Genomic DNA, 25,673 nt, shown 5'->3' with positions numbered 1-25,673 from the left:
CACCGGCGGGAAGCCGGTGCGGCCGTCGTGGGTTTCGGGTCCTGCTTACTGCCGGATCTGCACCCCGGCGTCGGCCAGGCCGCGGATCACCTGGGCGGACTCACCGAAGCCGATGATCAGTACGGCGTCCGCGCCGAATGCCTTGATCTCCTTCGCGCCGCCGCTGAAGTCGACAGGCGCCGCCTTCGCGTCGGCCGGCGGCTCGTACGTCAACAGCTTGAGCCGGTCGTTGGCGATGCCGGCCTTCTCCAGCTCGTCGCGGACGGTGCCCTGCAGGCCCTCACCGTAGGAGTCCTTGCGGGCGACGATCACGATCTTCTGTGACCCGTCGCGCAGGATCACGTCGGCGAGTGCCCGGCCCTGGAGGCTGTCCGGCGGGGCGGTACGGAAGTAGAGGCCCTGGTCGTCGACGTCGGTCAGGCTGGCGTCGGTGTTGGACGGGGAGAAGAGGATCTTCCCGGCCTGCACCACGTCCGGGAGCACGGCCCGGGAGATGCCCGAACCGCCGGCACCGATGATCACGCTGACGCCGTCCGTCACGTGCTTGGCCACCGTGGCCTTGGCCACCGCCGGGTTGGTGCCGTCGTCGCCGTCCAGCCACGTCACCGGCTTGCCCAGCGCGCCGCCAGCGGCGTTGATCTCCTTGATGGCCAGCGCGGCGCCGGCCGCCATCGGCGGGTAGGCGATCGAGAGGTCACCGGTCTTCGGCAACAGGCCGCCCAGGATCAGCGGCTCCTGGTCGGCGTCGCCACCAGCGCGCTGCTTCTTCGGCTTCGGCGGCGTCTTGGTGCTCGCCGCCGACTCGATGCCCGCGCCGACGAACTCGGTCTTACCGTCGTTGATCTGCTGCCCGTCGAAGGTCAGCGTGGCGTAGCTGGCGGTGGCCGGCTCACCCTTGTCGGTGAAGCCCGCCCGGGTCAGCGACACGCCGCGGTACTGGATGTCCTGCCCGTTGCGGGCCAGCGCGAGACAGCTGGCGGGGTCCTCGCAGCGCTGCCCGTCGTTGGTCACGGCGACGATCTGCTTGGTGATGGCGGCCGGGTCGGTGCTCCCGGCCAACTGGGCGGCGAGCACGGCGATCACCACCGCGTCGTACGTCTCGGCGGAGTACACGTAGTCCGTCAGCGCCGGATTGACGGCCCGTAGCCGGCCCTTGAAGTCGTCTGGCAGCGGAACGAGGGGCGTGGTGCCCTTCATCCCGTCGACGAGACTCGCCCGTTCCTTCAACTCCGCAGGATAGGAGTTGAGCATGTTGCCGTCCGTGCCGTAGAGGCGCACCTGTTGGGCGCTTGCCTCCTCGGGCTTGTCATCCCCGCAAGCGCTTGTGGCGAGCAGGATCGTCGCGCAGGCAGCCAGTGTGGCTACCCGCGAGCGGCGTGATTCGAACATGGTCGTCCTTCCTCCGGCGAAGGTCCGCTGCGCACATTAGCGTGCCGAAGCCGACGGCGGGACCGTGGAGGTGGCGTAATGCGCAGGTAGCTCGCGTTGAACACGGACAGTGACGGTTGCTGTGAGGGCTTGACCATCCGTCCTACTGTGCGCTGAGTGACGGACCTACCACAGCAGACGTTCGATGACGCGGCCGCCGTGCTCCGCTCGGCGCTGACCGGCGATGGAGACGCGGTGGTGGGAGCGTTCGACGCGGTCGTCGACCGGGCCGGCCTGAGCGGCGCGTACGGGGTCGCCTGGTGCCTGGCGGCGACCATGCTCGGTGACGCGCCGACGGCCAGCGGGGCGGCGCTCGACTTTCCGGGGATCGATCAGGCCGGGTACGACACCCGCTGGGTGGCCCGCTTCGTCAGTGCGTACGCGAATTGCGACGAACCGACAGGCGAGGCGCTGTTCGGCGCGGCGGCCGCCGACGGGCTGCTCCCCGACTGCCTGCTCACACTCGCCGGTTCGACGATCGCCACCCTGCGCAGCCGCGCCGGGTGATGCGTCAGCCGGTCCGCGGCTGTGCCGGCGGGTCGCGGCTGTGTCGGCAGGTCGCGGCTGTGTCGGCAGGTCGCGGCGCCCGTCGGGGGGCGGACGCCGCGACCGCGCGGGGTCGGTCAGAACGCGTGGTACGCGATCAGCGGCTCGTACTCGTACCGCAGGTTCTCGAAGCGGACCCGGAAGTTGACGCCGTCCCGGACGTTTGTCGCCACCGTGATCCAGCCCGAGTTGGCCGGCAGGTAGGTCCAGTAGTTACAGGCACTCGTCTTGTCGACGAAGATCACGCACGCCTCGGTGGCGTACACGCTCGCGTTGCGGACGTTGATGTCGCGACAGCGCGTCGTGGTGCGGTACTGGCCGGCTGAGCCGCCGTAGCGGCCGGTCTCGAAGTACGACCGGACCGCCCCGCCGTAACAGGTGGCGAGCGGGGCGAACGCGTTCGGTCCGGAGCTGACGGGTGTGGTCGCTGTTGTCGGCTCCGCCAGCGCGGGCGTGCCGGTGGAGAGCAGTGCGGTGGCCGTGGCGACGGCGAGCAGGCGAGCGGTCGGGGATGGCATTCGTTCGATCCTCCAAGAACAGTTAACTGACCGTCCGTATTGGACTGATCATCCGACCGTGACGATGATACGTATCGATTGAATCTGGCGCGGCCCCGATGATGTCCGGCCCGTGTGGTAGCTCTGTAGGCATGTCCGAGGCCATGCTCAGCAAGGTGCGCAAGCTGTTGGCCCAGGCCGAGGACCCGGCCTGCACGCCTGCCGAGTCGGCCGCGTTCACCGCCAAGGCGACCGAGCTGATCGCCCGCTACGGCGTCGACAGGGCGCTGCTCGCCGCCCGGGACCCGACCACCGACCCGGTTGGCGATCGGGTGCTGGACGTCGTCGCCCCGTACGCCCGCGACAAGGTCGGCCTGCTCGCCGCAGTGGCCGAGCCCCTGCGCTGCCGCTGCGTACGCCGTCGGCAGGGCAACGGCTTCGCCCTGCACCTCTTCGGCTTCGCCAGCGACCTGGAACGGGTCGACCTGCTCTTCACCTCACTGCTCGTGCAGGCGGCGCACGGCCTGGCCGCCACCGAGGTGCCGGCGGACGACCATCCCGCCGCCTTCCGACGCTCCTGGCTGGCCGGCTTCGCCGAGGTGGTCGGAGGTCGGCTCTGGGCGGCCGAGTCGGCGGCGGCCAGCGAGTCGGGCGCGCCGTCGATGGCGCTGGTGCTGGTCGACCGATCGGACCGGGTGCAGCGTCGGCTCACCGAGGAGTACCCGCGGCTGCGCACCGCGCCGCCACGCCGGTTGGGCGGCACCGGCTTCGGCTCGGGGGCGGAAGCCGGCCAACGCGCGAACCTTGGTGGTCGGGACCTCGGCGGTGCCGCCGCCGACCGGCGGCTCGGTCGGTGATCCGGTGGGTCGTCAGGCCGTCGTGGTGGGGCGGTGCCGCGACACCGTGGCGACGTAGCGGGTGAGCAGCTCGTGCCAGCCGGCGGTGAGCGCCTTGCGGTAACCCTCGGCAGCCTCGCCGTGCCTGTCGAAGTGCCGGTGCTCCAACTCGACCCGGGTGCGTTCCGGCCCCTCGGAATGGAACAGCACCTCGACCTCGCTCGCGCGGGCCGGGTCCGGCACCGGTGCCCGGTCGGGGCCGATCTGCCAGACGAAGACCAGCCGGCGAGGCGGATCCCAGGTGAGCACCCGCCCCCAGTCGGCGCGGAAACCGTACGGGCCCAACTCGTAGAGCATGCCGCCGGTCCGCGGCTCCATGCCCAGCTCGGCCAGCGCGTCCGGGCCGGACCAGGTGTATTCGGTCACCCACCAGTCGGTCAGCTCGTCGGTGAAGACCGCGAACGCGTGCTCGGCCGAGCCCGGGACGAGAAGGCTGCACCGGAGAGAGAACTGGCCGACGTCCTGCCGGATGTCGGCCGGATCAGTCAATTCCTGTCCCATAGGCCCGGACCATACCGGCTGATGCCTCGGTGTGCAGCTTCACTCGGTGCCCGGTTCCAGACAGAGGGTCGTCGAGCCGTCACGGACGGGATGCCCCGCCGGAAAGCGGGTAACCGCGCCGAACGGCCCGGATCACCGGGCCGGTGTGCAGGCGGGACGGGAGACCATGAGCGAGAGCGGGCAGCAGCGGGAGCCGGACCGGAACGTCGACAGCGGGAACCCGGACGTCCTGCTCGACATTCCGAAGGTCTCCGTCGACTCCATCCGGCTGGCGGTCGACGGTTTGGAGGCCGACCTGTCGCTGCGGGCCCGGGTGGCCAACCTGCTCCAGGTCGACGCCGGCGTACGGGTGCACCTCAGCAGCGGCGAGTTGAACATCGACGGGGTGAACGCCGAGGCGCAGCTGCGGGTGCGGTTGGAGCAGCTGACCAGAATCCTGGGCCGGGCGCTCGACACGCTCGACAACAACCCGCACATCATCGAGGCGCTCGCGCGTACGGCCGGCACCGCCGTCGACGATGTGAACCGCAGCGCCCAGCAGTTGGCCGCGGGCGCAGCGGAGGTCAAAGCGTCGAGTCGGCACTCGGACGGCGTACGCGACGAGCCGGGCCGGCAGGTCGGCGCGGCCAGCCCGGTGGCCGACCGCGACCGACTGGGTTTCGACGGGCCGAGCTCAGGTCGACCGAGTTCTGGCCGGCCGGGCTCTGATCGGACGGGCCCTCATCGGTCGGACTCTGATCGGGCGGATGCCGGTCGATCCGGGGCGGGTCCGGTCGGGTCGGCACCGGACGCCGGTGGACCCGGGCCGCGAGCTGGCGGCCCGGGGTCAGCCGACCAGTCGCATCCGCAGGGCCCGCATCCGCACGGCCCGCAGTCGGAGGGGCGGCGCCCTGAGGGCCGGCAGCCACAGGGCCAGCAGCCAGAGGCCGGCGCGCCAGGTGGCCACCGCCCGGAAGGCCAGCGGCACGAGGGGCTACGTCATGCCGAGGAAAAGCAGCACGAAGGCTCGGGTGGTGGAGAGCGCCCGGCAGGGGCGGGCCGGGACCAGCGGCGCCCCGAGGGATCGGCGGGTTCGGCGGCCGGGCAGACCCGCAACCAGCCAGGTCGGTCGACTGCGTCCGATCCGAGCCCGTCCGGGGATGGGGACGGTGGTCTGCCGGGTGCCGCGCAGGCCGCAGCCCAGAGCGCGGCGCAGCTGGCCGAGCAGGCGGGGGAGACGCTGCGACAGGCCGGACGGAGCGTGTGGGAGGCGATCCAGGGCAGCGTGACGCAGCACCGCCCGCAGGGTCGCCGCGACCACTGACGCCGCGCCGTTCCTCGTTGTGCGGGGCGGTCTCACCTGGGTGGCCGTGCACAGGGCGCCAAGATCTGAGCATCTTCACCGAAACTGCTGCCTCAGCCGGTCGGGAGGCAGCAGTTTCGGTGATAGTGCGTGGGACGCCGCTCGCGGTTGTCGTCCGAGCGTCGCCGGCAGCGGTGCCAGGACATCCTTCTCGCATGATCATGCTCGATCCTCGACGTAGTGGCCTCGCACGCGGGTGGAGGGCCCTGTTTCCTGGATCGAGCACGATCTTGGAGGAATCAATTCGGCGCCATGCCGCTCGATGTCGCGGGGTCGCGGCGCTCTGCTCGCGCGTGCCGGCAGTGGCGCCGGAAAAAGCAAGATCCCCACCTGCGTTTCCGCTGGTGGGGACCTCTGTAGCCCGGCGAAAGGCTATGTGGCCAGGGGCGGGGTCGAACCGCCGACCTTCCGATTTTCAGTCGGACGCTCGTACCAACTGAGCTACCTGGCCGTGTCGCTCGGCTCATGCTACCCGGCAACCGGACGAACCGGTGGCAAGGCGACCTGCTCCGATACGCAGAACGCCGCGCGAGGCGCGGCGTCGGCGCTGCGGTCCTGACGGGACTTGAACCCGCGACCTCCGCCTTGACAGGGCGGCGAGCACTCCAACTGCTCCACAGGACCTAGCTTGTGTTGCTCCGGCTTGCGCCGGTCTTGCCTTGCTCCGGCTTGCGCCGGTCGTGCCCCCAACGGGATTCGAACCCGTGCTACCGCCTTGAAAGGGCGGCGTCCTGGGCCGCTAGACGATGAGGGCGGCCCCGCCATCATTGCACATTCGCAACTTCAAGCGGACTTGCTCCCATCCGGCCCCGCCGGAGGCTTGGAAAGCATACGTGATGCTCGGTCGGTCGACAAAATCGGTGTCGGCAAGGGCTTGGGACGGGTCAAAACCGCAGGTCAGAGCAGTTTTAGTGGAGCCGGGTGATGCCGAAGCGCTTCTTCAGGTCGGCGATCAACTTCGGGCATGCGGCCAGCGTCGCGGCCCGGTTTCCGCCTCCGTCGTGCAGGAGGACGATGCCGCCGGGGCGGGTGGCGGCGTGGACTCGCTTGCCGATCGTGGCCGCGCTGGGCTTGTCCCAGTCCTGTGGGTCGACCGACCAGTGCAGCGGACGCATGCCGAGGTCCTTGGCCACCCCGAGCACCTCCGACGTCCACCGGCCGCCCGGCTGCCGGTAGAACGACACCTTCGCGCCGGGGACGGCCTTCTGGATGGCCTTGTTGGTGCGGTCCAGGTCGGCCCGGATCTCGGCGACGGGTCGCCGGGCAAGATCGAGGTCGTGTCGCCAGCTGTGATTGCAGAGCTGGTGTCCCTCCCGGACGATCCGCCGGACCAACTCCGGGTGGCGCTGCACCTCGCGACCGACGACACAGAAGGTCGCTGTCACCTTGGCGGCCTTCAGTTGGTCGAGCACCTTGGGCGTCCAGGCTGGGTTGGGCCCGTCGTCGAACGTCAGGGCCACCGGGCGTACGCCGGTGTTGCGACCCAGACCGGCGGGGAGCTTGGCCGGCAGTGGCCGCAGTGGCGGCTTGGCCGGCTTGGTGGCGCTGGGGTGCGGTTTCGGGGTGGGCGGCGTGGTGGATTCCACAGGCTTTGGAGGGCCGGCGGAGACGATGGTGCGGTCCGGCTGGGCACAGCCGGACAAGACCAGCGCCAAGGCGAGGACGGACGCCAGGACGGCGCGGGCTTGCATCTGCTCGCTCCCGGAGGGGTCGGGGTAGCCGGACCCGCCCGACGGTAGTTCACGCCGGCACTCGGCGACAGTGCGATCAGTCACGCCTCGACTGGTCCAGGGAGTCGCGGACGGCGGCGGAGAGCGAGACCGCCTCGGCCAGATCGACCGGCCGCACCACCCCGGCGGGCAGCGTGTCGGCTCGCCAGCCGGGGCCGGCGGCGAGCACCAGCAATGGGCGCCGGGGTGCGGCGAGCAGCGCGCTGAGTTGGACCGGGTCGGCGGTGGCCCGGGTGTGCGACCAGAGCACCACGGCGGCCGGTCCGGTCCGGTTGACCGCCTCGACGAGAGCGGCCACCGGCACCCGGGCGCCGAGCATCCGGTAGCTGACACCGGCCTCCGCGAGGGCCGCGGCCAACGCCTCCAGCGGCAGGGTGTGCTGCTCCTCGTCGGCGCAGGAGAGCAGGATCCGGGCCGGCCCGGTGGGGACCTTGGCCCGGCTGGCCGCCGCGAGCGCCTCGGAGACGCAGCGCGACACCAGGTGTTCCACGTCGATCAGGCCGGCGGTGGCGGCGTGCCGTTCACCGATGCCGGCGAGCACCGGGCGCAGCAGTCCCTCCCAGGTGGCGACGACCCCGCTGGCGGCCAGGGCGTGCCCGATCGTCTCGCTGATCGCCGCCGCGTCCAGACGCATGGCGGCCCGGGCCAGTCCGCGCGCGGCGGGGCCGGCACGGCCGACCGGGATGGTGCCGCCGCCGTCCCGGCCGGTCGGGTGGATCCGGGTGGGGGCGACGGTGCCGTTGGGCGTCGGGTCCGGAGCCTGGCGGGCCCAGCGGGCCGCCTCGGCGGGGCTCACCCCCTCGGCGGTGAGTCGACGCATGATCTCGAGGCGGGCCAGATCGGTGGGTGTGTACCGGCGGTGGTGACCGGGGACGTGTTCGCTGGGCCCGAGCCCGTAGCGCTGGTGCCAGGTACGAAGGGTCGTGACCGCGACCCCCAGCCGGCGTGCGACCGCGCCCGCGCTCAGCGCCTCATCGACCACCCGACCGCTCCGCCGTGTCATCCGCCGACGATCCGGGCGGGGTCATGGCCGAGTCGGTTGCGCCCGACCGGGACCCCGAGGGGCGTAGCAGCCGGTTCACCACCCCGCCCAGCCAGGGCGCGTACGACCGGGGGTCGATCTTCAACTCGGTCTCCAACGCGCTGGGATCGGCCCACCGCAGCTCGGCCACCTCGTCCGGGTCCGGCAGTAGCGGAGCGCTGGGCAGGAACTCGCCTCGCAGCACGTGGTCGTACTCGAACTCGACCCGGCCGGTCGCCGGGTCCTCGGCGTAGTAGACGTAGATGCCGACCTCGGTCAGCTCGACCGGACCCGCGCCCAACTCCTCGCTCAGCCGCCGGTTGGCGGCCTCGGCGAGCGACTCCCCGGGCTGGGGGTGGCCGCAGCAGGAGTTGGCCCAGCGCAGCGGGAACCGGGTCTTGACGGCGGCTCGGCGCTGGAGCAGCACCTGGCCGTCCGGGTCCACCAGCAACACCGAGAAGGCCCGGTGCAGCTGCCCCGGGGGTTGGTGGGCGGCCGCGACCGTCGTCTCGCCGTGGGCCTTGCCGGTCTCGTCGACGAGTTCGACGAGGTGCTTCTCACGGCTGCTCATCGGCCTTCTCCGGTGATCCGGCCGGCGGCGAGCTTGCCGGAGATGAGCACCATCGGTACGCCGACGCCGGGTTGGGTGCCGGAGCCGACGAACACCACGTTCGACAGGGCGCGGTGCAGGTTGGACGGGCGGAACGGGCCGGTCTGGAAGAGGGTGTGTGCGGCGGCGAACGGGGTGCCGGCGGCCATCCCCTGCTCCTCCCACTCGGCGGGGGTGATCGCCTGGAGCACCTCGACCCCGGCGCCGAAGCCGACGTAGCCGCGTTCCTCCAGGGTGCCGATCAGCTGGTCGGTGTAGCGCTGGGTCAGGTCGCCGCGCCACTCGAACGGCGCCCGGTGCAGGTTGGGCACCGGGGCGAGCACGTAGTAGGTGTGCCGGTCCGGCGGGGCCACCGCGGGATCGGTCCGGCTCGGGTTGGTCACCAGGAGCGACGGATCGGTCATCAGCTCACCCCGTCGGATGACCTCATCGAAGGTGCCCTTCCACGCGCGTCCGAAATGGATGTTGTGATGGGCGATCTTCGCATAGCCCTGGCGGGAGCCGACGTGCAGAACGACACAGGACGGCGAGTAGGTGAGTTGGCGCTGCGGGGCGGCGGGGAGCAGGTCCCGGTAGGCGACCGGCAGGTCGGGGTTGAGCACCACCACGTCCGCCGGCACCAGGTCGCCGTCGGCGGTGAGCACGCCGGTGGCGCGGCCGTTCGCGGTCTCGACCCGGGTCACAGTGGTGTCGTACCGGATCTGCACGCCGTGCTTCTCGGCCGCGCCGGCCATCGCCTTGGAGACCGCGTGGATGCCGCCGCGCGGGAAGTAGACCCCGGCCACCGAGTCGAGGTACGCGATGACCGCGTAGATAGCCAGCGCGTCGTGCGGCGCGAGGCCGGCGTACATCGCCTGGAAGGAGAAGATCCGCTGGGTACGCGGGTCCCGGAAGAACTGGTTGATCTTCGTCTGGAGTCGCCGGAAGGCCCCGCCGCTGAGCAGCTTGAGCAGGTTGCCGGTGAGCAGATCGGTCGGCGCGTCCAGGTTGCGCTCGATGAAGTCGGTGCGCTCCAACCGCCACAGCTCCCGCGCGTACTCGACGAAACGCAGGTAGCCGTCGGCCTCACGGGGCCCGCAGACCCGGGAGATCTCGGCCGCCATCCGGGTGGTGTCGGTGAGCACGTCGAGGGTCGAGCCGTCCGGGTAGTACGCCCGGTAGGCGGGGTCGAGCGGCGTCAGGTCCAGCCAGTCGTGCAGCTCCTCGCCGACCGCGCCGAGCGCCTCGGCGATCAGGTCGGGCATGGTGAGCACTGTCGGCCCGGTGTCGAACTCGTAGCCGTCCACGCCGAGTCGTCCGGCCCGCCCGCCGGGCACCGGCTCGCGCTCCAGCACTGTCACCTGTCGACCGCTGCCGGCCAGGTGCAGCGCGCAGGCGAGCCCGCCCAGCCCGGCGCCGACGACCACCACCCGGTCCGTCCGTCCTGTCACCGTCCGCACGTGACCACCTCCTCGCTCAAGTCGCTCATCAGGCCCGCCGGTTGGCAGCGGCGGTGGCCAGCCCGGTCAGCGCGGTACGCGCCGTCTGGTCCACGGGTGCGGCGTCGAGCGCGGCCAGCGCGTCGCCCACCCGCTCGGCGATCATCTGCTCCACCCGGGTCACCGCGCCGGTCTCGGCGACCAGCCCGGCGAGCGTCTCGACAGGTCCGTCGGCGGCCCGCTCCAACGCCGTGAGCTGGGCCGGTGTGGCCAGCTCACGGGCCAGCATGAGCAGCGTGGTCGGCTTGCCGGTGCGGAGGTCGTCACCGGCTGGCTTGCCGGTGGCCGCCGGGTCGCCGTAGACGCCGAGCAGGTCGTCGCGGAGCTGGAACGCTTCGCCGACAGCCAGGCCATAGCGGGTGTACGCGGAGACCAGCGGATCGTCGGCGGGCACCCCGGCCAGGCAGGCACCGAAGAGCAGTGGTCGCTGGACGGTGTAGCTGGCGGTCTTGTAGCGGGCCACCCGCAGCGCCCGGTCGACCGACCAGCTGACCGGGTCGTTCTCGCCGAGCACGTCGAGATATTGCCCGGCGACAGTCTCCACCCGCATCTGGTCGTAGCAGCGGCGCACCTCGAGGAGTCGAGTCGATGGCACCGAGGCGTGGGCCAGCAACTGGTCGGCCCAGACCATGCAGAGGTCGCCGACGAGTACGGCGACGGCCTCACCGAACCGGCCGGGATCACCTCGGTGGCCGGCGGTGACGTGCTGTTCAGCGAGCGCGACGTGCGTGGTGGGTCGGCCGCGGCGGGTGGTGGACGCGTCCATCACGTCGTCGTGCACCAGCGCGAAGGTGTGCAGCAGCTCCAGCGCGGCCAGCGCGGGCAGGACGGGCGCCAGGGCCGCGGTGCCGCCGACCGACCCGCGCCAACCCCAGTAGGCGAACGTGGACCGGATCCGTTTGCCGCCGGTCAGGACGGCCTCCCGTGCGGTGGCGGCGAAGCTGCCCATCGATGCGTCGATGTCGTTGAGGGTGTCGACCTCGGCGGCGAGGAAGGTGCTCAGGGTCTCGTCGACCGCCGTGACCAGATCGTGGGTGTACGCGGCCAGAACGGCGCGGACCGGATCGTCCCCGTCTCCCGGCCCTGCCGGCGCCACACGGGTCACATTGCCCGCAACTGCGTCGTTGGCCATGCGGCTGAGCGTACCCTAGGCTACGAGTTGCGTCGATTGGTGCGTCGATAAAATGGAGGAGGGCCGGTGGAAACTGATCTCACCGCTGCCTATGGCCGGTGCCGTGAGCTGCACAAACGCCATGGCCGCACCTACTATCTCGCCACCCGACTGCTCCCCGCATGGAAACGACGACATGTGCACGCCCTCTACGGGTTCACCAGGTACGCGGACGAGATCGTCGACCGCACCGAGGACCTGCCGCCGGCCGAGCGGGCCGCCCTTCTGGACCACTGGGCCGGCCAGTTCGTGGCCGGTCTGCACGGGGCGCCGGTCGACGACCCGCTGTTACCGGCCGTCCTGCACACGATCGCGGTCTTCGATCTCGACCGGGACGACTTTGCGTCGTTTCTGAAGAGCATGGCGATGGACCTCACCGTCACCGCGTACCCGACCTACGACCACCTGCTCGACTACATGGAGGGCTCGGCGGCGGTCATCGGCACGATGATGCTGCCGATCCTGGGCAGCTCCGACCCGGCGGCGGCCCGGGAGCCGGCCCGGCAGCTCGGCTTCGCCTTCCAACTCACCAACTTCATCCGGGACGTCGCCGAGGACCTCGACCGGGGCCGCACCTACCTGCCGGACGAGGACCTGGCGAAGTTCGGGGTCACCCGCGAGGAGTTGGCCGACGCCCGCGCCCGGGGCCACGCCACCCCCCGGATCCGCGAGCTGATCGAGTACGAGGTGACCCGCGCCCAGGCGCACTACGCCGCCGCCGCACCGGGGATCACCATGCTTGCGCCCGCCTCACAGGCATGCATGCGCACCGCGTACGCGCTCTACGGCGGCATCCTCGACGAGGTGGCCGCGCAGGGTTACGACGTCTTCGTCCGGCGGGCCCTGGTGCCGCAGCGGCGACGGATGGCGGTGGCCGCGCGGGCCCTGCTCAGCTCGACAGGTACGCCTGTCGTCATCCCCGGGCCGACGATCCACCCGGCGAGCCGGTGACCGCGAGCACGGCGATCGTGCTCCTCACCCGCGACCTGCGGGTGCACGACCACCCGGCGCTGGCCACCACCTGTGCGGCCTTCGACCAGGTGGTGCCGCTGTACGTGCTCGACCCGGCGCTGGCCGACCTCTCCGCCAACCGCACCCGCTTCCTGCACCAGGCCCTCGCCGACCTGCGCGACCAACTCCGCGACAGTGGTGGCGACCTGGTGGTCCGGCAGGGCGACCCGGTGGCCGAGACGATCCGGCTGGCTGCCGAGGTCGGGGCCACCGCAGTCGCGCTCTCGGCCGACGTCAGCCACCACGCCAGCCGCCGGGAGCGGCGACTACGCGCCGAGTGCGAGCGGCACAGGCTGCACCTGCGACTGTTCCCCGGGTTGACAGTGGTCGAGCCGGGTGCGCTGCGGCCCGGCGGCGGCGGTGACCACTACCGGGTGTTCAGCCCGTACCACCGGGCCTGGGCGGCCAACAGGTGGCGCGAGGAGTTGGCCGCGCCGCGCCGGATCGCGCTGCCCGACGGGGTACGCGTGGGCCGGCTGCCGGCGTTGCCGGCCGGCGACTCGCCGGACGCGGCCGTCGGCGGCGAGCGGGTCGCCCGGCAGCGGCTCACCGACTGGCTGCCCGAGCTGGACCGGTACGGCGATCAGCACGACGACATGGCCGGCGACGACACGTCCCGGCTCAGCCCGTACCTGCGCTTCGGCTGCGTGTCGCCGCTGGCGGTGGCGAACAGGGCCGGCGACCGGTCCGGCCCGTTCGTCAGGCAGCTCTGCTGGCGGGACTTCTACTACCAGGTCACCGCCGCCTTCCCGGAGATCTCGACGTCGCCGTACCGGCGGGGCGCCACCGAACAATGGCGCTACGACGACGACGCGTTGGCGGCCTGGACCGAGGGACGCACCGGGATGCCGATCGTCGACGCCGGGATGCGGCAGATGCGTACGCAGGGCTGGATGCACAACCGGGCCCGGCTGATCACCGCCGGCTACCTGACCAAGCACCTCGGGCAGGACTGGCGGCCCGGGGTGAAGGTGTTCTTCCGTTGGCTGCTCGACGGGGACGTGGCCAACAACTCCGGCAACTGGCAGTGGGTCGCCGGCACCGGCAACGACACCAAGCCGTACCGGGGGTTCAACCCCGTCCGGCAGGCCGAACGGTACGACCCGGACGGCGACTACGTGCGCCGGTGGGTGCCGGAGCTGGCGGGGGTGCAGGGCAAGGCGGTGCACCAACCATGGCGGCTGCCGGAGGCCCTGCGCCAGACGCTCGACTACCCGCCGCCGCTCTCGGTGCCGGGCACCGACCCCGTCTGGCTGCGCTGACCCCGGCCTCAGAGGCAGGAGTGCAGCGCCTCGACCAGATCGTCCACCCGGTCGTGCTCGGCGAGGTGCGCCGTGGCGTACGTGAAGGTGTAACCGCGCTCGGGGTCGGCCCACGCGCTGCTGCCGCCGATGCCACCCATGCCCCAACTGCCGTCCGGCTCCCACTGCATGCCCAGCGTCCAGTGGGCGTCGCGGTCCAACACCAGGTCCGGCCCGTCGTACTGGACCCCTGTCGCCTCCGCCACCAGCTCTGGGCTGAAAAGCCGAACCCCGTCCAGGACACCACCGGCCAGCAGACCGGCGTAGAGCCGGGCCAGGCTGGGCGCGGTGGCGTGCAGGTTGACCGCGGGCACCTCGGCGCCCCGCCACATCGGGCTGTTCAACACGGTCAGGTCCAGCCCACCGGCCGGGTTGCCCATCGCCCGCGCCCGCAGCGAGCCCGCCTCACCGAGCGCCCGGCTCGGCCACTGCGGGTCGCCGTACCGCAGGTCCGCGCAGCGCCGCTGGTCCGCCTCGGTCAGCCCGAAGCCGAGGTCGAGCTGCCACCGGTCGGCGATCTCCTCGGCCAGGAACCGGCCCACCGACCGTCCGTCGACTCGGCGGACCAGCTCGCCCACCAGGTGCCCGTACGTCCAGGCGTGTTCCCCGGCGACCGAGCCGGGCGACCACTCGGGGTCGGCGGCAGCCAGGTCGCCGGTGAGCAGCGCCCAGTCGGCGATCGCGGTGGCCGGTCGCGGCACCGGAAAGGCAGGCAGCCCGGCGGTGTGTGACAACGCCTGCCGCACGGTGGCGGGGGTGCGGAACTCCGGCCAGTACCTGTCCACGGCCGCGTCGAGATCGACGGTTCCCCGGTCGACGAGCAGCAACAGGCAGAGCGCGGCCACCGGTTTGCCGACCGAGTAGACGTTCACGAGCGTGTCCGGCAGCCAGGGCTCGCCGCCCGGCCCGTGGCCGCTGCGGGAGCCGCCGACCAGGTCCACGACCGGCTGCCCGTCGTACCAGATGGTCAGGCCGGCCCCGGTTTCCCGGCCGGAGGCGAGCAGGTCGTGGAAGCAGTCCCGGACCGGAGCGAAGCGTGCGTGCATCCGGCCACGGTAGGCGTACGGGCCGGTGAGCGTGCCGACTTTTCCGGCGACCCCGGTGGTCGGGGTGCTGTCGCTGGGGGATGCTGTTCGGTGTGGCGGAGCCGGAGCTGGTGGACGTGGTAGTTGTCGGGCTCGGAGTCGGCGGCGAGGAGGTGGCCGAACGGCTCGCCGAGGCCGGCCTGAGCGTCGTCGGCGTCGAACGGGATCTCGTCGGCGGGGAATGCCCGTACTGGGGCTGCATCCCGAGCAAGATGATGATCAGAGCGGCCAACGCGCTCGCCGAGGCTCGCCGGGTCGACGGGCTCGCCGGGACGGCGCAGGTCCAGCCGGACTGGGCGCCGGTGGCGAAGCGGATCCGCGAGGAAGCCACCGACACCTGGGACGACACTGTCGCGGCGGAGCGGTTCATCGGCAAGGGCGGCCGGCTCGTGCGGGGCAGCGGCCGGCTCGACGGCCCGCGCCGGGTCCGCGTCGGTGACCAGGTGTTCGAGGCCCGACACGGGGTGGTGCTGGGCACCGGCACCCGTCCGTCGGTGCCGCCGATCGACGGCCTGGCCGACACGCCGTACTGGACGAACCACCAGGCGATCGAGGTCGAGGAGCTGCCGGAGTCGCTGCTCGTGCTGGGCGGCGGCGCGATCGGCCTGGAGTTGGCGCAGGTCTTCGCCCGCTTCGGGGTCCGGGTCACAGTGGTCGAGGCGCTCGACCGGGTGCTGGCCATCGAGGAACCCGAGGCTTCCGAGGTCGCCGCCGCGGCGCTGCGCGCCGACGGCGTGGAGATCCACACCGGGGTACGCGCCGAACGGGTCGAGCACGACGGCACCAGGTTCACGCTGCGCGGTGGCGGCGGCGCGGAGTTCACCGCCGAACGGCTGCTGGTGGTGACCGGACGCAAGGCCCACCTCACCGAGCTGGGTCTCGACACGATCGGCCTGGACGCCAACCAGCGTTACCTCCCGGTCGACGACCGGCTGCACGTCACCGACCACGTCTGGGCGGTCGGCGACCTGACCGGCGAGGGCGCCTTCACCCACATCGCCATGTACCAGGCGGGGATCGTGATCGCCGACATCCTGGCCACTGCCCGGCAGGCGAAGGCCGGGGCGGACGCCAGCGGCACGTCCAGCGTGGTCGGCGGAGCGATGGGCGCGTCCAGCTCGCTGGCCGCCAGCGGATCGAGCGGATCGGCCGGCACCGTCCCGCGAGCCGACTACCGCGCGCTGCCTCGGGTGACCTTCACCGACCCCGAGATCGGCGCGGTCGGGCTCACCGAGCAGCAGGCTCGCGAGCGTGGCATCAACGTGCAGGTGGGTTTCACCAAACTCGGCAGCTCGACCCGAGGCTGGATCCACCGGGTTGGCGACGACGGTTTCATCAAGCTCGTCGCGGACGCCGACCAGGGCGTGCTGATCGGCGCGACGTCGGTCGGCCCGGCCGGCGGCGAGGTGCTGTCCGCACTGGTGGTGGCGGTGCACGCGGCGGTGCCGCTGAGTCAGCTCCGGCACATGATCTACGCGTACCCCACCTTCCACCGGGCCATCGAAAGCGCTTTGGGCGACCTGTCCTGACGCCTGGACGGCAAACACTGGGCAAATCGCTGTTCATTTCTTTCATTCAGGTGACGTACGATTGCGACCGTGACCAAGCGGTTGACTGAAGTTGCCAAGAAGGCGGGCGTCAGCGAGGCCACCGTCAGCCGGGTGCTCAACGGCCGCGACGGAGTCTCCGAGGCGACCCGGACGGCCGTGCTGACGGCGTTGGACGTGCTCGGTTACGAGCGGCCGACCAAGTTGCGCGGCGAACGCGCCCGGCTGGTCGGGCTGGTGTTGCCCGAGTTGCAGAACCCGATCTTCCCTGCGCTGGCCGAGGTCGTCACCGGCACTCTGGCCCAGCGCGGCTACACCCCGGCGCTCTGTGCCCGGACCATCGGCGGGGTCTCCGAAATGGACTACGTGGAGATGCTCCTCGACCACCAGGTCTCCGGAGTGATCTTCGCTGGTGGGTCGTACGCGCTCGCCGACGCCAAACACGACCACTACCGTCGGCTGACCGACCGGGGGCTTCCGGTGGTGCTGGTCAACGCTGGTGTGGACGAGCTGGGTTTCCCCCGGGTCTCCACCGACGACGCGGTGGCGGTGGAGCAGGCGTACGGGCACCTGCGCTCGCTCGGGCACGAGCGGATCGGGATGGTGCTCGGCCCGGAGGGGCATGTGCCGTCCCGGCGCAAGCTCGACGCGATGATGAAGGCCGCCGGCTGGGACGAGGGTGACGCCGAGTGCGTCGAACGCTCCAGCTTCTCGATGGAGGGTGCCCGGGTCGCCGCGACGAAGTTGGTCGAGCGGGGCGTGACAGGCATCATCTGCGCCAGCGACGTGCTGGCGCTGGGCACGATCCGCGCGGCCCGGCGGTTGGGGCGTTCGGTGCCGGCCGACGTGTCGGTGGTGGGTTACGACGACTCCGCGTTCATGACCTGCACCGACCCGCCGTTGACCACAGTGCGGCAGCCGATCGAGACGATGGGGCAGGCCGCCGTGGATCTGCTGGTCACCCAGATCGAGGGTGCCGGCGTCCTCCAGGACGAGTTGTTGTTCGAGCCGGAGTTGGTGGTGCGGGGTTCGACCGCGCCCGCCCCCCGCCGCTAGGCACCACCCGTACGACGCTTCGGCCGTCGACCGCTTCTTGCGGTCGGCGGCCGTTTTCGTCGTTGCTCGCGACGGTCGGCATCGACGAGGCCGAATGATCGGCCATAAGGGATCAATAGCCAGCAAACCGGGCTGCTTTCACGGCCTTGCCAACATCTGTCGTCATCGCGTCGTGTCCTTTCGGAACAGGGTCGATACCTTGCCGAAATGAGTCGGCCTCGCTACAGTGACTCCACTCACACCTGGCTCCGACGCAGCTACTGGGCGTCAGGTCGTATCACCGCAGATCAGCGAAGGTCATTGGAGACACCCGTTCCCGAAGGGATGGACAGATGTCCGTACCGCAATACCGAAAGGCTGCGGCGGTTGCGCTCGTGGCCGGCCTGGGGCTCAGCCTCACGGCATGCTCCACGAAGAGCGACGACAAGGGCTCGAACGCAGGCGGCAAGGTCACCATCACTGTCGACTGCCAGCCGGTCGGCGCCCAGAAAGAGCTGTTGAAGAACTGGAACGACGACGTCGCCGAGTTCCAGAAGCAGAACCCGGACATCACCATCAAGAGCGTCAGCGTCGGCGAGCAGTGCAACAACCCGCCGGACTTCACCGCCCGCCTCGCCGGTGGCACCGTGACCGACGTCTTCTACGGGTACATGACCGATCTCCAGCAGGTGCTCGACTCCGGTCAGGCGATGGACATCAGTCCGCACGTCAACAAGGACGCGATCTCGACCTGGGACAGCGTCGACCCGGCGCTCAAGGAGGTCTTCACCGACGGCGGCAAGCTCTACGCCGTTCCGGTGAAGAACTACTCGATGGGCCTGGTCTACAACAAGGCCCTGTTCCAGCAGGCCGGGTTGGACGTGAACAACCCGCCCAAGACCTGGGCCGAGGTCCGGGCCGCCGCCAAGAAGATCTCCGCGCTCGGCAACGGCATCGCCGGCTACTCGGAGTACAGCGCAGGCAACACCGGCGGCTGGCACTTCACCTCCCTGCTCTACTCGCAGGGCGGCCAGGTGCTGACCGAGGACGGCAAGAAGGCCGACTTCAACAACGCCATGGGCAAGCAGGTCCTGCAGAACCTCAAGGACATGCGGTACGGCGACAACAGCATGGGCGCCCGTCAGCTGCTGCAGTGGGGCGACCTGCTGACGAACGCCGGCGCGGGCAAGGTCGGCATGTTCATCGGCGCGCCGGACGCCACCCAGGCGATCGTCAGCCAGTTCCAGGGCAAGTTCCAGGACTGGGCGATGGCTCCGCTGCCCGGCCAGGACAGCGCCGCGAAGGGGACGCTCGGTGGCGGCGAGGGCTACTTCTTCAAGAAGGACCTCACGCCCGAGCAGGTCAAGGCCGGTCTGAAGTGGATCGCGTACCAGAAGCTCACCCCGGGCAAGGGCCAGTTCGACTACGCCCGGGCCAAGCCGCAGAACTACCCGGTGGGTCTGCCCCAGCCGCTGCTCTTCGCCAACGGCAGTGACGCGCAGAAGCAGGAGCTGGAGCTGCGTAAGGCGAACGCGAACGTCGACACGACGAACTTCGCGCTCTTCGAGGCGACCCCGGTCCCGATCAAGGGTGAGCCGCGCAACGCCCAGGCCGTCTACGCGGTGCTCGACGGCGCGATGTCAGGTGTGCTGACCAACCCGAACTCGAACATCGACGCGCTGCTCAAGACCGCCGAGGAGAAGGTCAACCAGCTCCTCGCCGCCGAGAGCTGACCGATCGTGTGGGGGTCGGGACGCCGACCCGACCCCCACGCCACTCGCACCGCATCTCGACGTCACCGACTCACCCAGGAGTTGCCTTGGCGATCACCACCGTCCCGGAGACCCCCAGGAAACCGGGCCGCCCGCCGTCGCCGTACTCGGCGAGGCCGCAGCGCACCAGCCTCGGCCGCAAGGTACGGGACAACCTCACCGGTCACGCGTTCCTGATCGGGGCGGTGCTCTGCTTCGTCGTCTTCTCCTGGTACCCGATGATCCGCGGGATCGTCATGAGCTTCCAGCGCACCCGGCGTGGCGAGACCACGTGGGTGGGCTGGGACAACTACTCCCGCATCATCGCCGACCCGAGCTTCTGGACGGCCTGGCAGAACACGTTCTACTTCACGGTGCTCGCGCTCGCCCTCGGGTACGTGGTGCCGTTCTTCGTGGCGATCCTGCTCAACGAGTTCCGTCACGCCAAGGGGTACCTGCGGATCCTGGTCTACCTGCCGGTGATGTTGCCGCCGGCCTCCGCACTGTTCCTCTTCAAGTTCTACGCATACGACCCCAGCGAGGCGGGGCTCTTCAACGCGATCCTGAAGGCACTGCACCTGCCCACCTCGCAGTGGATGCAGTCGCCCGAGATGACGATGCCGGCCATGGTGGTCGCGTCGACCTGGATGAACATGGGCGGCGCGGTGCTCATCTACCTGGCGTCGTTGCAGAACATCCCCGGTGAGCTCTACGAGGCGGCCGAGCTCGACGGCGCCGGGATCTGGCGGCGGATCGTCCACGTGACGATCCCGCAGACCCGGCTGATCCTCGCGCTGCTGGCGATGCTGCAGATCGTCGCCACGATGCAGCTCTTCATCGAGCCACTGATCCTCGCCAACGGTGCGGGCGCTGAGGACTCCGCGACCTCGGTGGCGTACCTCATCTACCAGCACGGGTTCTTCCAGAACGACCTCAACGGCGCTGCCGCACTGGGCGTGATCATGCTCGTGGTGCTGGCCGGCTTCTCCGCCGTGTACGTGCGGCTGACTGCGAAACAGGACTAGGACGGCGAGGAATGGCACAGGATTCCGGAACCCGGACCCTCATCTCCCAATCCCAGCTCAGCCGGGGGCGGGGCAAGGTCATCTACTGGACACTGTTGGTCGTCGTCGTGGCGGGGTTCACGCTCGTCTTCCTCGGCCCGCTCTACTGGATGGTCACCGGCGCGCTGAAGTCCGGCCAGGAGATCGCGCAGACCCCACCCTCGCTGTTCCCCAAGGATCCGCAACCGCAGAACTACATCGACGCGTGGAACAACCTGGCCCTCGCCAAGCTGTTGTTCAACACGTTCTACTACGCCATCGGCGCGGTGCTGTTCCAACTGGTCTTCGACACCGCCGCCGCGTACTCGCTGTCCAAGCTCCGGCCGATGTTCGGCAACGTGATCCTCGCGCTGATGCTGGGGACGTTGATGATCCCGGCGATGGTCCTCATCGTTCCGCAGTACGTGACAGTGATCGACCTGCCGATCGTGCACATCAACCTGCTGGACTCACCGTTCGCCATCTGGTTGCCCCTGGTCGCCAACGCGTTCAACATCTTCCTGTTGAAGCGGTTCTTCGACTCGATCCCCGAGGAGCTGATGGCGGCCGCCCTCATGGATGGGGCGACGTCGCTGCGCACGCTGTGGTCGATCATCCTGCCGCTGTCGCGTCCCATCCTCGGCGTCGTCTCGATCTTCGCCGTGACGGCGGTCTGGAAGGACTTCCTCTGGCCCAAGCTGGTCATGCCCTCGCCCGAGACCCGGACGGTGAGCGTCGGCATCTACGCCTTCGCCGGTGGCACGCCGATGAACGTGGTGATCGCCGCGTCGGTCATCGCCGCGATCCCGACAGTCATCATCTTCCTGATCTTCCAACGGAACATCATGTCCGGTCTGACCACGGGCAGCATCAAGGGATAGCCACCACCGCATCCTTCCGCGCGGCGAACAACGACCGTTCGCCCGACACATAACCAGGTCCGGCGAACCCGCCGACGTACTGACGCAGAAAGCAGGTGCTCGTGTCCACAGCTGACAGAAGTCCGTGGTGGCGGGGAGCGGTGATCTACCAGGTGTATCCCCGGAGCTTCGCCGACGGCAACGGCGACGGCATCGGTGACATCGCCGGCATCCGGTCCCGGCTGCATCACCTGTCCGCGCTCGGCGTCGACGCGATCTGGTTCAGTCCCTGGTACCCGTCGCCGATGGCGGACGCCGGCTACGACGTCTCCGACTACCGCGACATCGACCCGGTCTTCGGCAGCCTCACCGAGGTGGAGGCGCTGATCGCGGAGGCGCACGCGCTGGGCATCCGGACCATCGTCGACGTGGTGCCCAACCACTGCTCCGACGCGCACCCGTGGTTCCAGGCCGCCCTCGCCGGCGGGCCCGGCGCGCCCGAACGGGACCTGTTCTGGTTCCGACCCGGCCGCGGCCCGAACGGCGACGAGCGACCCACCGACTGGATCGGCGAGTTCGGCGGAGAGACCTGGACACGTACCACCAACCCGGACGGCACCCCCGGCGACTGGTACCTGCACCTCTTCGCCCCCCAGCAGCCGGACTTCAACTGGGACCACCCCCGGGTGCGGGAGGAGTTCGAGGACATCCTGCGGTTCTGGTTCGACCGGGGCGTGGACGGCATCCGGATCGACTCGGCCGGGCTCCTGGTCAAGGACGGGACGCTGCCCGAGGTCCAGCCCGACCAGCCGCACCCGTTCCACGACCTCGACGGGGTGCACGACATCTACCGGGGCTGGCGTCGGGTCGCCGACGAGTACGCCGACCGGGCCCTGATCGGTGAGGTGTGGCTGCCGGACCGGCAGCGGTTCGCCAACTACCTGCGCCCGGACGAGTTGCACGCCGCGTTCAACTTCGACTTCCTCGGTTGTGCCTGGGACGCCGCGGCGCTGCGGGAGAGCATCGACGGGACGCTGAGCGCCCACGCGCCGGTCAACGCGCCGGCCACCTGGGTGCTCTCCAACCACGACGTCACCCGACACGTCACCCGCTACGGTCGGGCGGACACCCGGTTCAGCTTCGCCGCGAAGCGCGAGGGGACACCCACCGACCTGGAGCTGGGCACCCGCCGGGCCCGCGCCGCCGCGCTGCTCTCGCTGTCGCTGCCCGGCGCCGCCTACGTCTACCAGGGCGAGGAGTTGGGCCTCTACGAGGTCGAGGACATCCCGTACGCGCTGCGGCAGGACCCGATGTGGGAACGGTCCGGCCGGATCGACCCCGGTCGGGACGGCTGCCGCGTACCGCTGCCGTGGGCCGGGGACGAGCCGCCGTTCGAGTTCAGCCCCAAGGGTGCCGCGGCGCCCTGGCTGCCGCAGCCGGCCGACTGGAAGGGCCGGACGGCCAGCGCGCAGACCGGCGACTCGGCCTCGATGCTGGAGCTGTACCGGGCGGCGATCCAGGCCCGAAAGGCCGACCCGGCGCTCGGTGACGGCGAGCTGACCTGGTTGCCCGCCCCGGACGGGGTGCTCGCGTTCAGCCGCGGCGGTGGCTTCACCTGCCTGGTCAACCTGTCCGCCGCGCCGGTGCCGATGCCAGCTCAGGGGGAGTTGCTGCTGGCCAGCGGACCGCTCGACGACGGGTTGCTGCCGTCCGACACGGCGGTCTGGCTGCGTACCGCCGAATCCACCGACGGGCCGCGCGGGGCGGACGGCCCGGCCTGACCTGACTCCGCACGCCGTGGTGCCGGCGGCCCGTCCCGGTCGCCGGCACCACGCCACCAAGAAGGGAGAACCGAGGGGGGACGCGCGACACCGCACCGACACGGGGGGATCTGGCCTGCCTGACGAAAGGGAGAGCGCAGCTCATGGCCAACCACACCACCGGCACCCCGCACCACCTTCGACACCCGACCCGGGCACTGTTGGCCGCCATCGCCGCCACAGTGCTCGCCGCCACAACGGTGACCGCCCTCGCGGTCACCGGCACCGCGACCCCGGCCTCGGCGGCGGGGTTGTCCCCCTTCGACATCCCCAACCGGGGCGCCACAGTGCCGTTCGTCGAGCAGGAGGCGGAGGAGACCGCCCACAACGGCACGAAGATCGGCCCGGACCGGCGCTACGGCACGCTGCCGTCCGAGGCGTCCGGCCGGGAGGCGGTCACCCTGGACGCCGTCGGTGAGTACGTCGAGTTCACCCTCACCGCCCCGGCCAACGCTGTCACCTTCCGCTACAGCCTGCCGGACAGCTCGGCCGGGACCGGCCGGGACGCCGCCATCGACCTGCGGGCCAACGGTTCGCTGCTGAAGTCGGTCCCGGTGACGTCGAGGTACGGCTGGTACTACGGCGGATACCCGTTCAACAACAACCCGGGCGACACCAACCCGCACCACTTCTACGACGAGACCCGGGCGCTGTTCGGCAGCACCCAGCCGGCCGGCACGAAGATCCGGTTCCAGGTCTCCTCGACCGCGCAGTCGCCCACGTTCACCATCGACCTGGCCGACTTCGAGCTGGTCGCTCCGGCGATCACGAAGCCCTCCGGTGTGCTCGACGTGGTCACCGACTTCGGGGCCGACCCGAGCGGCGCGACCGACTCGACGGCCAAGTTCCAGGCGGCGGTGGACGCCGGCAAGGCCCAGGGCCGGACGGTCTGGATCCCGACCGGCACCTTCACCCTCTGGGATCACGTGGTGGTCGACGGGGTGACAGTGCGCGGCGCGGGCCCCTGGTATTCGGTGCTCGGCGGCCGGCACCCCACCGAGCGGAACAGGTCCGTCGGCATCTACGGCAAGTACGTCCCCGGGGGCGGCTACACCGGCCCGGTCCGCTCGCACGAGGCGAACGGGCCCAGCCGTAACGTCACGCTGCGGGACTTCGCCATCATCGGCGACATCCGCGAGCGGGTGGACGACGACCAGGTCAACGCGCTGGGCGGGGCGATGACCGACTCGGTGGTCGACAACCTCTGGCTGGAGAACACAAAGGTCGGGGCATGGATGGACGGCCCGATGGACAACTTCACCATCCGCAACAGCCGCATCCTGGACCAGACCGCGGACGGGGTGAACTTCCACACCGGGGTCACCAACTCGACTGTGACGAACACGTTCGTCCGCAACACCGGCGACGACGCGTTGGCGATGTGGGCGCAGAGCGTGCCGAACGTCAACAACTCGTTCACCCACAACACCATCGGTGTGACCCTGTTGGCGAACCACCTGGTCAGCTACGGCGGTCGGGACATCAAGATCACCGACAACGTGACGGCCGACTCGCTGACCAACGGCGGCGGTATCCACGTCGCGAACCGCTACCCCGGCGTGCAGGGCGCCACCGGAGTCCAGGGCACCTGGACGATCGCCCGGAACACGTTGATCCGTAACGGCAACTCGGACTACAACTGGAACTTCGGGGTCGGCGCGATCTGGTTCTCCGCGCTCAACGAGGCGTTCCAGAACCCCACCATCAACATCACCGACACCGACATCCTGGACAGCTCGTACGCGGCGCTGCACTGGATCGAGGGCCAGACCAACGGGATCAACCTCAGCAACGTACGGATCGACGGCGCCGGCACGTACGCGCTCCAGGTGCAGGCGAACAGCCAGGTGTCGCTCACCAACGTGCGGGCCACGAACATCGCGCAGAGCAACCCGATGCACAACTGCGTGGGCGCCGGTTTCCAGATCACCCAGGGCTCCGGCAACTCCGGCTGGTACACCCCGACCCCGTACTGCGGCCCGTGGCCGAACCCCCAGTGGGGCGGCGGACCCACCTCGCCGCCGCCGACCACCACCCCGCCGCCTACCACGCCGCCCCCGACCACCCCGCCTCCCACCACCCCGCCGCCGACCAGCGGGAACCTCGCGCTGGGCCGGTCGACGACAGCGACCAGCACCAACCAGAACTACACGGCCGCCAACGTGGTGGACGGCAACGCGTCGACCTACTGGGAGAGCGCCAACAACGCCTTCCCCCAGTCGGTCACCATCGACCTGGGCGCGTCCCGGTCGGTCGACCGGGTGGCGCTCAAGCTGCCCAGCGGCTGGGAGCAACGCACCGAGACGCTGTCGGTGCTCGGCTCCAGCGACGGCTCGTCGTACACCACACTCGCGTCGTCCGCCGGTCGGGTCTTCGCCCCCGGCACGGGCAACGCGGTGTCGATCGGGCTGCCCTCCGGTGACCGCCGCTACATCCGGGTCACCGTCACCGGCAACTCCGGCTGGCCGGCCGCGCAACTCTCCGAGGTCGAGGTGTACGGCGGCACCCAGACCACCCCGCCCCCGACGACCCCACCGCCGACGACCCCGCCCCCGACCACGCCGCCGCCCAGCGGCAACCTGGCGGCCGGGCGGTCGATCACCGAGACCAGCCACTCCGACGTGTACGCCGCCCCCAACGCGGTGGACGGCAACGCGAACACCTACTGGGAGAGCGCCAACAACGCGTTCCCGCAGTCGCTGACGGTGGACCTGGGGGCCGACCGGTCGGTGTCCCGAGTCGTGCTGAAGCTCCCACCCTCGTCGGCCTGGCAGACGCGTACGCAGACGGTGGCGGTGCTCGGCTCCACGAACGGCTCGACCTTCAGCACGCTGAAGGCGTCCGCCGGCTACAGCTTCAACCCGTCCAGCGGCAACACGGTCACCGTGACCTTCGCGGCGACCACCCAGCGGTACCTGCGGCTGACCGTCACCGGCAACAGCGGCTGGCCAGCCGGCCAGCTCAGCGAGTTCGAGGTCTATTCCAGCTAGGCCCGCAATA

At 70.5% G+C, this 25,673-nt stretch carries 21 protein-coding genes and 3 tRNA genes; 12 read left to right on the top strand and 12 right to left on the bottom strand.

Annotation, left to right across the window (positions count from 1 at the left end):
* Window positions 1-45: 45 nt before the first annotated feature.
* Complete coding sequence (locus IW248_RS24265) at window positions 46-1,389, bottom strand: ABC transporter substrate-binding protein (RefSeq protein ID WP_196928814.1); 1,344 nt, start codon at window positions 1,387-1,389, stop codon at window positions 46-48.
* Between the two features lie 156 nt (window positions 1,390-1,545).
* Between IW248_RS24265 and IW248_RS24260 the strand changes: the two genes are divergently transcribed.
* Window positions 1,546-1,935 (top strand): hypothetical protein, encoded by a 390-nt coding sequence (locus IW248_RS24260; RefSeq protein WP_196928813.1) that lies wholly within the window; start codon window positions 1,546-1,548, stop codon window positions 1,933-1,935.
* A 116-nt stretch (window positions 1,936-2,051) separates the two neighbouring features.
* Here IW248_RS24260 and IW248_RS24255 read toward each other — a convergent pair whose 3' ends face one another.
* Window positions 2,052-2,492: a hypothetical protein gene (locus tag IW248_RS24255; RefSeq protein WP_196928812.1), complete on the bottom strand. Its 441-nt coding sequence runs from the start codon at window positions 2,490-2,492 to the stop codon at window positions 2,052-2,054.
* A 131-nt stretch (window positions 2,493-2,623) separates the two neighbouring features.
* On the opposite strand from IW248_RS24255, the gene IW248_RS24250 reads away from it, so the two are divergent.
* Window positions 2,624-3,328 carry a DUF2786 domain-containing protein gene (locus IW248_RS24250; protein ID WP_196928811.1) on the top strand — a complete coding sequence of 235 codons (705 nt, stop codon included), beginning with the start codon at window positions 2,624-2,626 and terminating at the stop codon, window positions 3,326-3,328.
* 12 nt (window positions 3,329-3,340) lie between these two features.
* On the opposite strand, the gene IW248_RS24245 is transcribed toward IW248_RS24250, so the two are convergent.
* Window positions 3,341-3,868: an SRPBCC family protein gene (locus tag IW248_RS24245; RefSeq protein WP_124821593.1), complete on the bottom strand. Its 528-nt coding sequence runs from the start codon at window positions 3,866-3,868 to the stop codon at window positions 3,341-3,343.
* 166 nt (window positions 3,869-4,034) lie between these two features.
* On the opposite strand from IW248_RS24245, the gene IW248_RS24240 reads away from it, so the two are divergent.
* Window positions 4,035-5,171 carry a hypothetical protein gene (locus IW248_RS24240; protein WP_196928810.1) on the top strand — a complete coding sequence of 379 codons (1,137 nt, stop codon included), beginning with the start codon at window positions 4,035-4,037 and terminating at the stop codon, window positions 5,169-5,171.
* A 416-nt stretch (window positions 5,172-5,587) separates the two neighbouring features.
* Here IW248_RS24240 and IW248_RS24235 read toward each other — a convergent pair.
* The 8 genes from IW248_RS24235 to IW248_RS24200 form a co-directional block, all read right to left on the bottom strand.
* Window positions 5,588-5,661 (bottom strand) — tRNA-Phe (locus tag IW248_RS24235).
* A gap of 99 nt (window positions 5,662-5,760) precedes the next feature.
* A tRNA-Asp gene (locus IW248_RS24230) sits at window positions 5,761-5,834 on the bottom strand.
* Window positions 5,835-5,891: 57 nt separating this feature from the next.
* Window positions 5,892-5,964, bottom strand: a tRNA-Glu gene (locus IW248_RS24225).
* Between the two features lie 154 nt (window positions 5,965-6,118).
* A complete protein-coding gene (locus IW248_RS24220) occupies window positions 6,119-6,985 on the bottom strand; it encodes a polysaccharide deacetylase family protein (RefSeq protein WP_307788186.1) in 867 nt (288 codons plus the stop codon).
* Window positions 6,978-7,922 (bottom strand): MerR family transcriptional regulator, encoded by a 945-nt coding sequence (locus IW248_RS24215; RefSeq protein WP_196930347.1) that lies wholly within the window; start codon window positions 7,920-7,922, stop codon window positions 6,978-6,980. The genes IW248_RS24220 and IW248_RS24215 overlap by 8 nt, the downstream gene beginning before the upstream one ends.
* Window positions 7,912-8,532: an isopentenyl-diphosphate Delta-isomerase gene (idi, locus tag IW248_RS24210; protein ID WP_196928809.1), complete on the bottom strand. Its 621-nt coding sequence runs from the start codon at window positions 8,530-8,532 to the stop codon at window positions 7,912-7,914. Before idi ends, IW248_RS24215 begins: the two co-directional genes overlap by 11 nt.
* Complete coding sequence (gene crtI, locus IW248_RS24205) at window positions 8,529-10,010, bottom strand: phytoene desaturase family protein (RefSeq protein WP_196928808.1); 1,482 nt, start codon at window positions 10,008-10,010, stop codon at window positions 8,529-8,531. The genes idi and crtI overlap by 4 nt, the downstream gene beginning before the upstream one ends.
* Before the next feature lie 28 nt (window positions 10,011-10,038).
* The gene (locus IW248_RS24200) at window positions 10,039-11,181 is read right to left on the bottom strand and encodes a polyprenyl synthetase family protein (protein ID WP_196928807.1); all 1,143 of its coding nucleotides are present in this window, start codon (window positions 11,179-11,181) and stop codon (window positions 10,039-10,041) included.
* 66 nt (window positions 11,182-11,247) lie between these two features.
* Between IW248_RS24200 and IW248_RS24195 the strand changes: the two genes are divergently transcribed.
* A complete protein-coding gene (locus IW248_RS24195; RefSeq protein ID WP_196928806.1) occupies window positions 11,248-12,171 on the top strand; it encodes a phytoene/squalene synthase family protein in 924 nt (307 codons plus the stop codon).
* Window positions 12,168-13,493 (top strand): cryptochrome/photolyase family protein, encoded by a 1,326-nt coding sequence (locus IW248_RS24190; protein ID WP_196928805.1) that lies wholly within the window; start codon window positions 12,168-12,170, stop codon window positions 13,491-13,493. The genes IW248_RS24195 and IW248_RS24190 overlap by 4 nt, the downstream gene beginning before the upstream one ends.
* Before the next feature lie 8 nt (window positions 13,494-13,501).
* On the opposite strand, the gene IW248_RS24185 is transcribed toward IW248_RS24190, so the two are convergent.
* Window positions 13,502-14,578, bottom strand: coding sequence for a serine hydrolase domain-containing protein (locus tag IW248_RS24185; RefSeq protein ID WP_196928804.1), 1,077 nt, complete (start codon window positions 14,576-14,578; stop codon window positions 13,502-13,504).
* 92 nt (window positions 14,579-14,670) lie between these two features.
* On the opposite strand from IW248_RS24185, the gene IW248_RS24180 reads away from it, so the two are divergent.
* From IW248_RS24180 to IW248_RS24150, 7 genes are all read left to right on the top strand, one after another.
* On the top strand, window positions 14,671-16,146 hold the full coding sequence (locus IW248_RS24180; protein WP_307788185.1) for a dihydrolipoyl dehydrogenase family protein: 1,476 nt from the start codon (window positions 14,671-14,673) through the stop codon (window positions 16,144-16,146).
* Window positions 16,147-16,215: 69 nt separating this feature from the next.
* A complete protein-coding gene (locus IW248_RS24175; protein WP_196928802.1) occupies window positions 16,216-17,220 on the top strand; it encodes a LacI family DNA-binding transcriptional regulator in 1,005 nt (334 codons plus the stop codon).
* A gap of 332 nt (window positions 17,221-17,552) precedes the next feature.
* On the top strand, window positions 17,553-18,932 hold the full coding sequence (locus tag IW248_RS24170) for an ABC transporter substrate-binding protein (protein ID WP_196928801.1): 1,380 nt from the start codon (window positions 17,553-17,555) through the stop codon (window positions 18,930-18,932).
* An 86-nt stretch (window positions 18,933-19,018) separates the two neighbouring features.
* Window positions 19,019-19,975 carry a carbohydrate ABC transporter permease gene (locus tag IW248_RS24165; protein WP_124821582.1) on the top strand — a complete coding sequence of 319 codons (957 nt, stop codon included), beginning with the start codon at window positions 19,019-19,021 and terminating at the stop codon, window positions 19,973-19,975.
* An 11-nt stretch (window positions 19,976-19,986) separates the two neighbouring features.
* Window positions 19,987-20,874 (top strand): carbohydrate ABC transporter permease, encoded by an 888-nt coding sequence (locus IW248_RS24160; protein WP_196928800.1) that lies wholly within the window; start codon window positions 19,987-19,989, stop codon window positions 20,872-20,874.
* A 101-nt stretch (window positions 20,875-20,975) separates the two neighbouring features.
* Window positions 20,976-22,634, top strand: coding sequence for a glycoside hydrolase family 13 protein (locus tag IW248_RS24155; protein ID WP_196928799.1), 1,659 nt, complete (start codon window positions 20,976-20,978; stop codon window positions 22,632-22,634).
* A 143-nt stretch (window positions 22,635-22,777) separates the two neighbouring features.
* Window positions 22,778-25,663: a galactose-binding domain-containing protein gene (locus IW248_RS24150; RefSeq protein ID WP_196928798.1), complete on the top strand. Its 2,886-nt coding sequence runs from the start codon at window positions 22,778-22,780 to the stop codon at window positions 25,661-25,663.
* The last annotated feature ends 10 nt before the right edge of the window (window positions 25,664-25,673 follow it).

This window comes from Micromonospora ureilytica (assembly GCF_015751765.1).
Taxonomy (GTDB): Bacteria; Actinomycetota; Actinomycetes; order Mycobacteriales; family Micromonosporaceae; genus Micromonospora; species Micromonospora ureilytica.
The sequence above is the reverse complement of the archived record's forward strand: the minus strand, read 5'-3'. Positions and strand labels throughout refer to the sequence as shown.

Bases quoted from the DNA above. Each gene is read 5' to 3' on its own strand.
- IW248_RS24185 (WP_196928804.1), bottom strand. From the start codon at position 14,578: ATGCACGCACGCTTCGCTCCGGTCCGGGACTGCTTCCACGACCTGCTC.
- IW248_RS24240 (WP_196928810.1), top strand. From the start codon at position 4,035: ATGAGCGAGAGCGGGCAGCAGCGGGAGCCGGACCGGAACGTCGACAGC.
- IW248_RS24150 (WP_196928798.1), top strand. From the start codon at position 22,778: ATGGCCAACCACACCACCGGCACCCCGCACCACCTTCGACACCCGACC.
- IW248_RS24170 (WP_196928801.1), top strand. From the start codon at position 17,553: ATGTCCGTACCGCAATACCGAAAGGCTGCGGCGGTTGCGCTCGTGGCC.
- IW248_RS24200 (WP_196928807.1), bottom strand. From the start codon at position 11,181: ATGGCCAACGACGCAGTTGCGGGCAATGTGACCCGTGTGGCGCCGGCA.
- IW248_RS24245 (WP_124821593.1), bottom strand. From the start codon at position 3,868: ATGGGACAGGAATTGACTGATCCGGCCGACATCCGGCAGGACGTCGGC.
- IW248_RS24160 (WP_196928800.1), top strand. From the start codon at position 19,987: ATGGCACAGGATTCCGGAACCCGGACCCTCATCTCCCAATCCCAGCTC.
- IW248_RS24265 (WP_196928814.1), bottom strand. From the start codon at position 1,389: ATGTTCGAATCACGCCGCTCGCGGGTAGCCACACTGGCTGCCTGCGCG.
- idi (WP_196928809.1), bottom strand. From the start codon at position 8,532: ATGAGCAGCCGTGAGAAGCACCTCGTCGAACTCGTCGACGAGACCGGC.
- IW248_RS24250 (WP_196928811.1), top strand. From the start codon at position 2,624: ATGTCCGAGGCCATGCTCAGCAAGGTGCGCAAGCTGTTGGCCCAGGCC.
- IW248_RS24255 (WP_196928812.1), bottom strand. From the start codon at position 2,492: ATGCCATCCCCGACCGCTCGCCTGCTCGCCGTCGCCACGGCCACCGCA.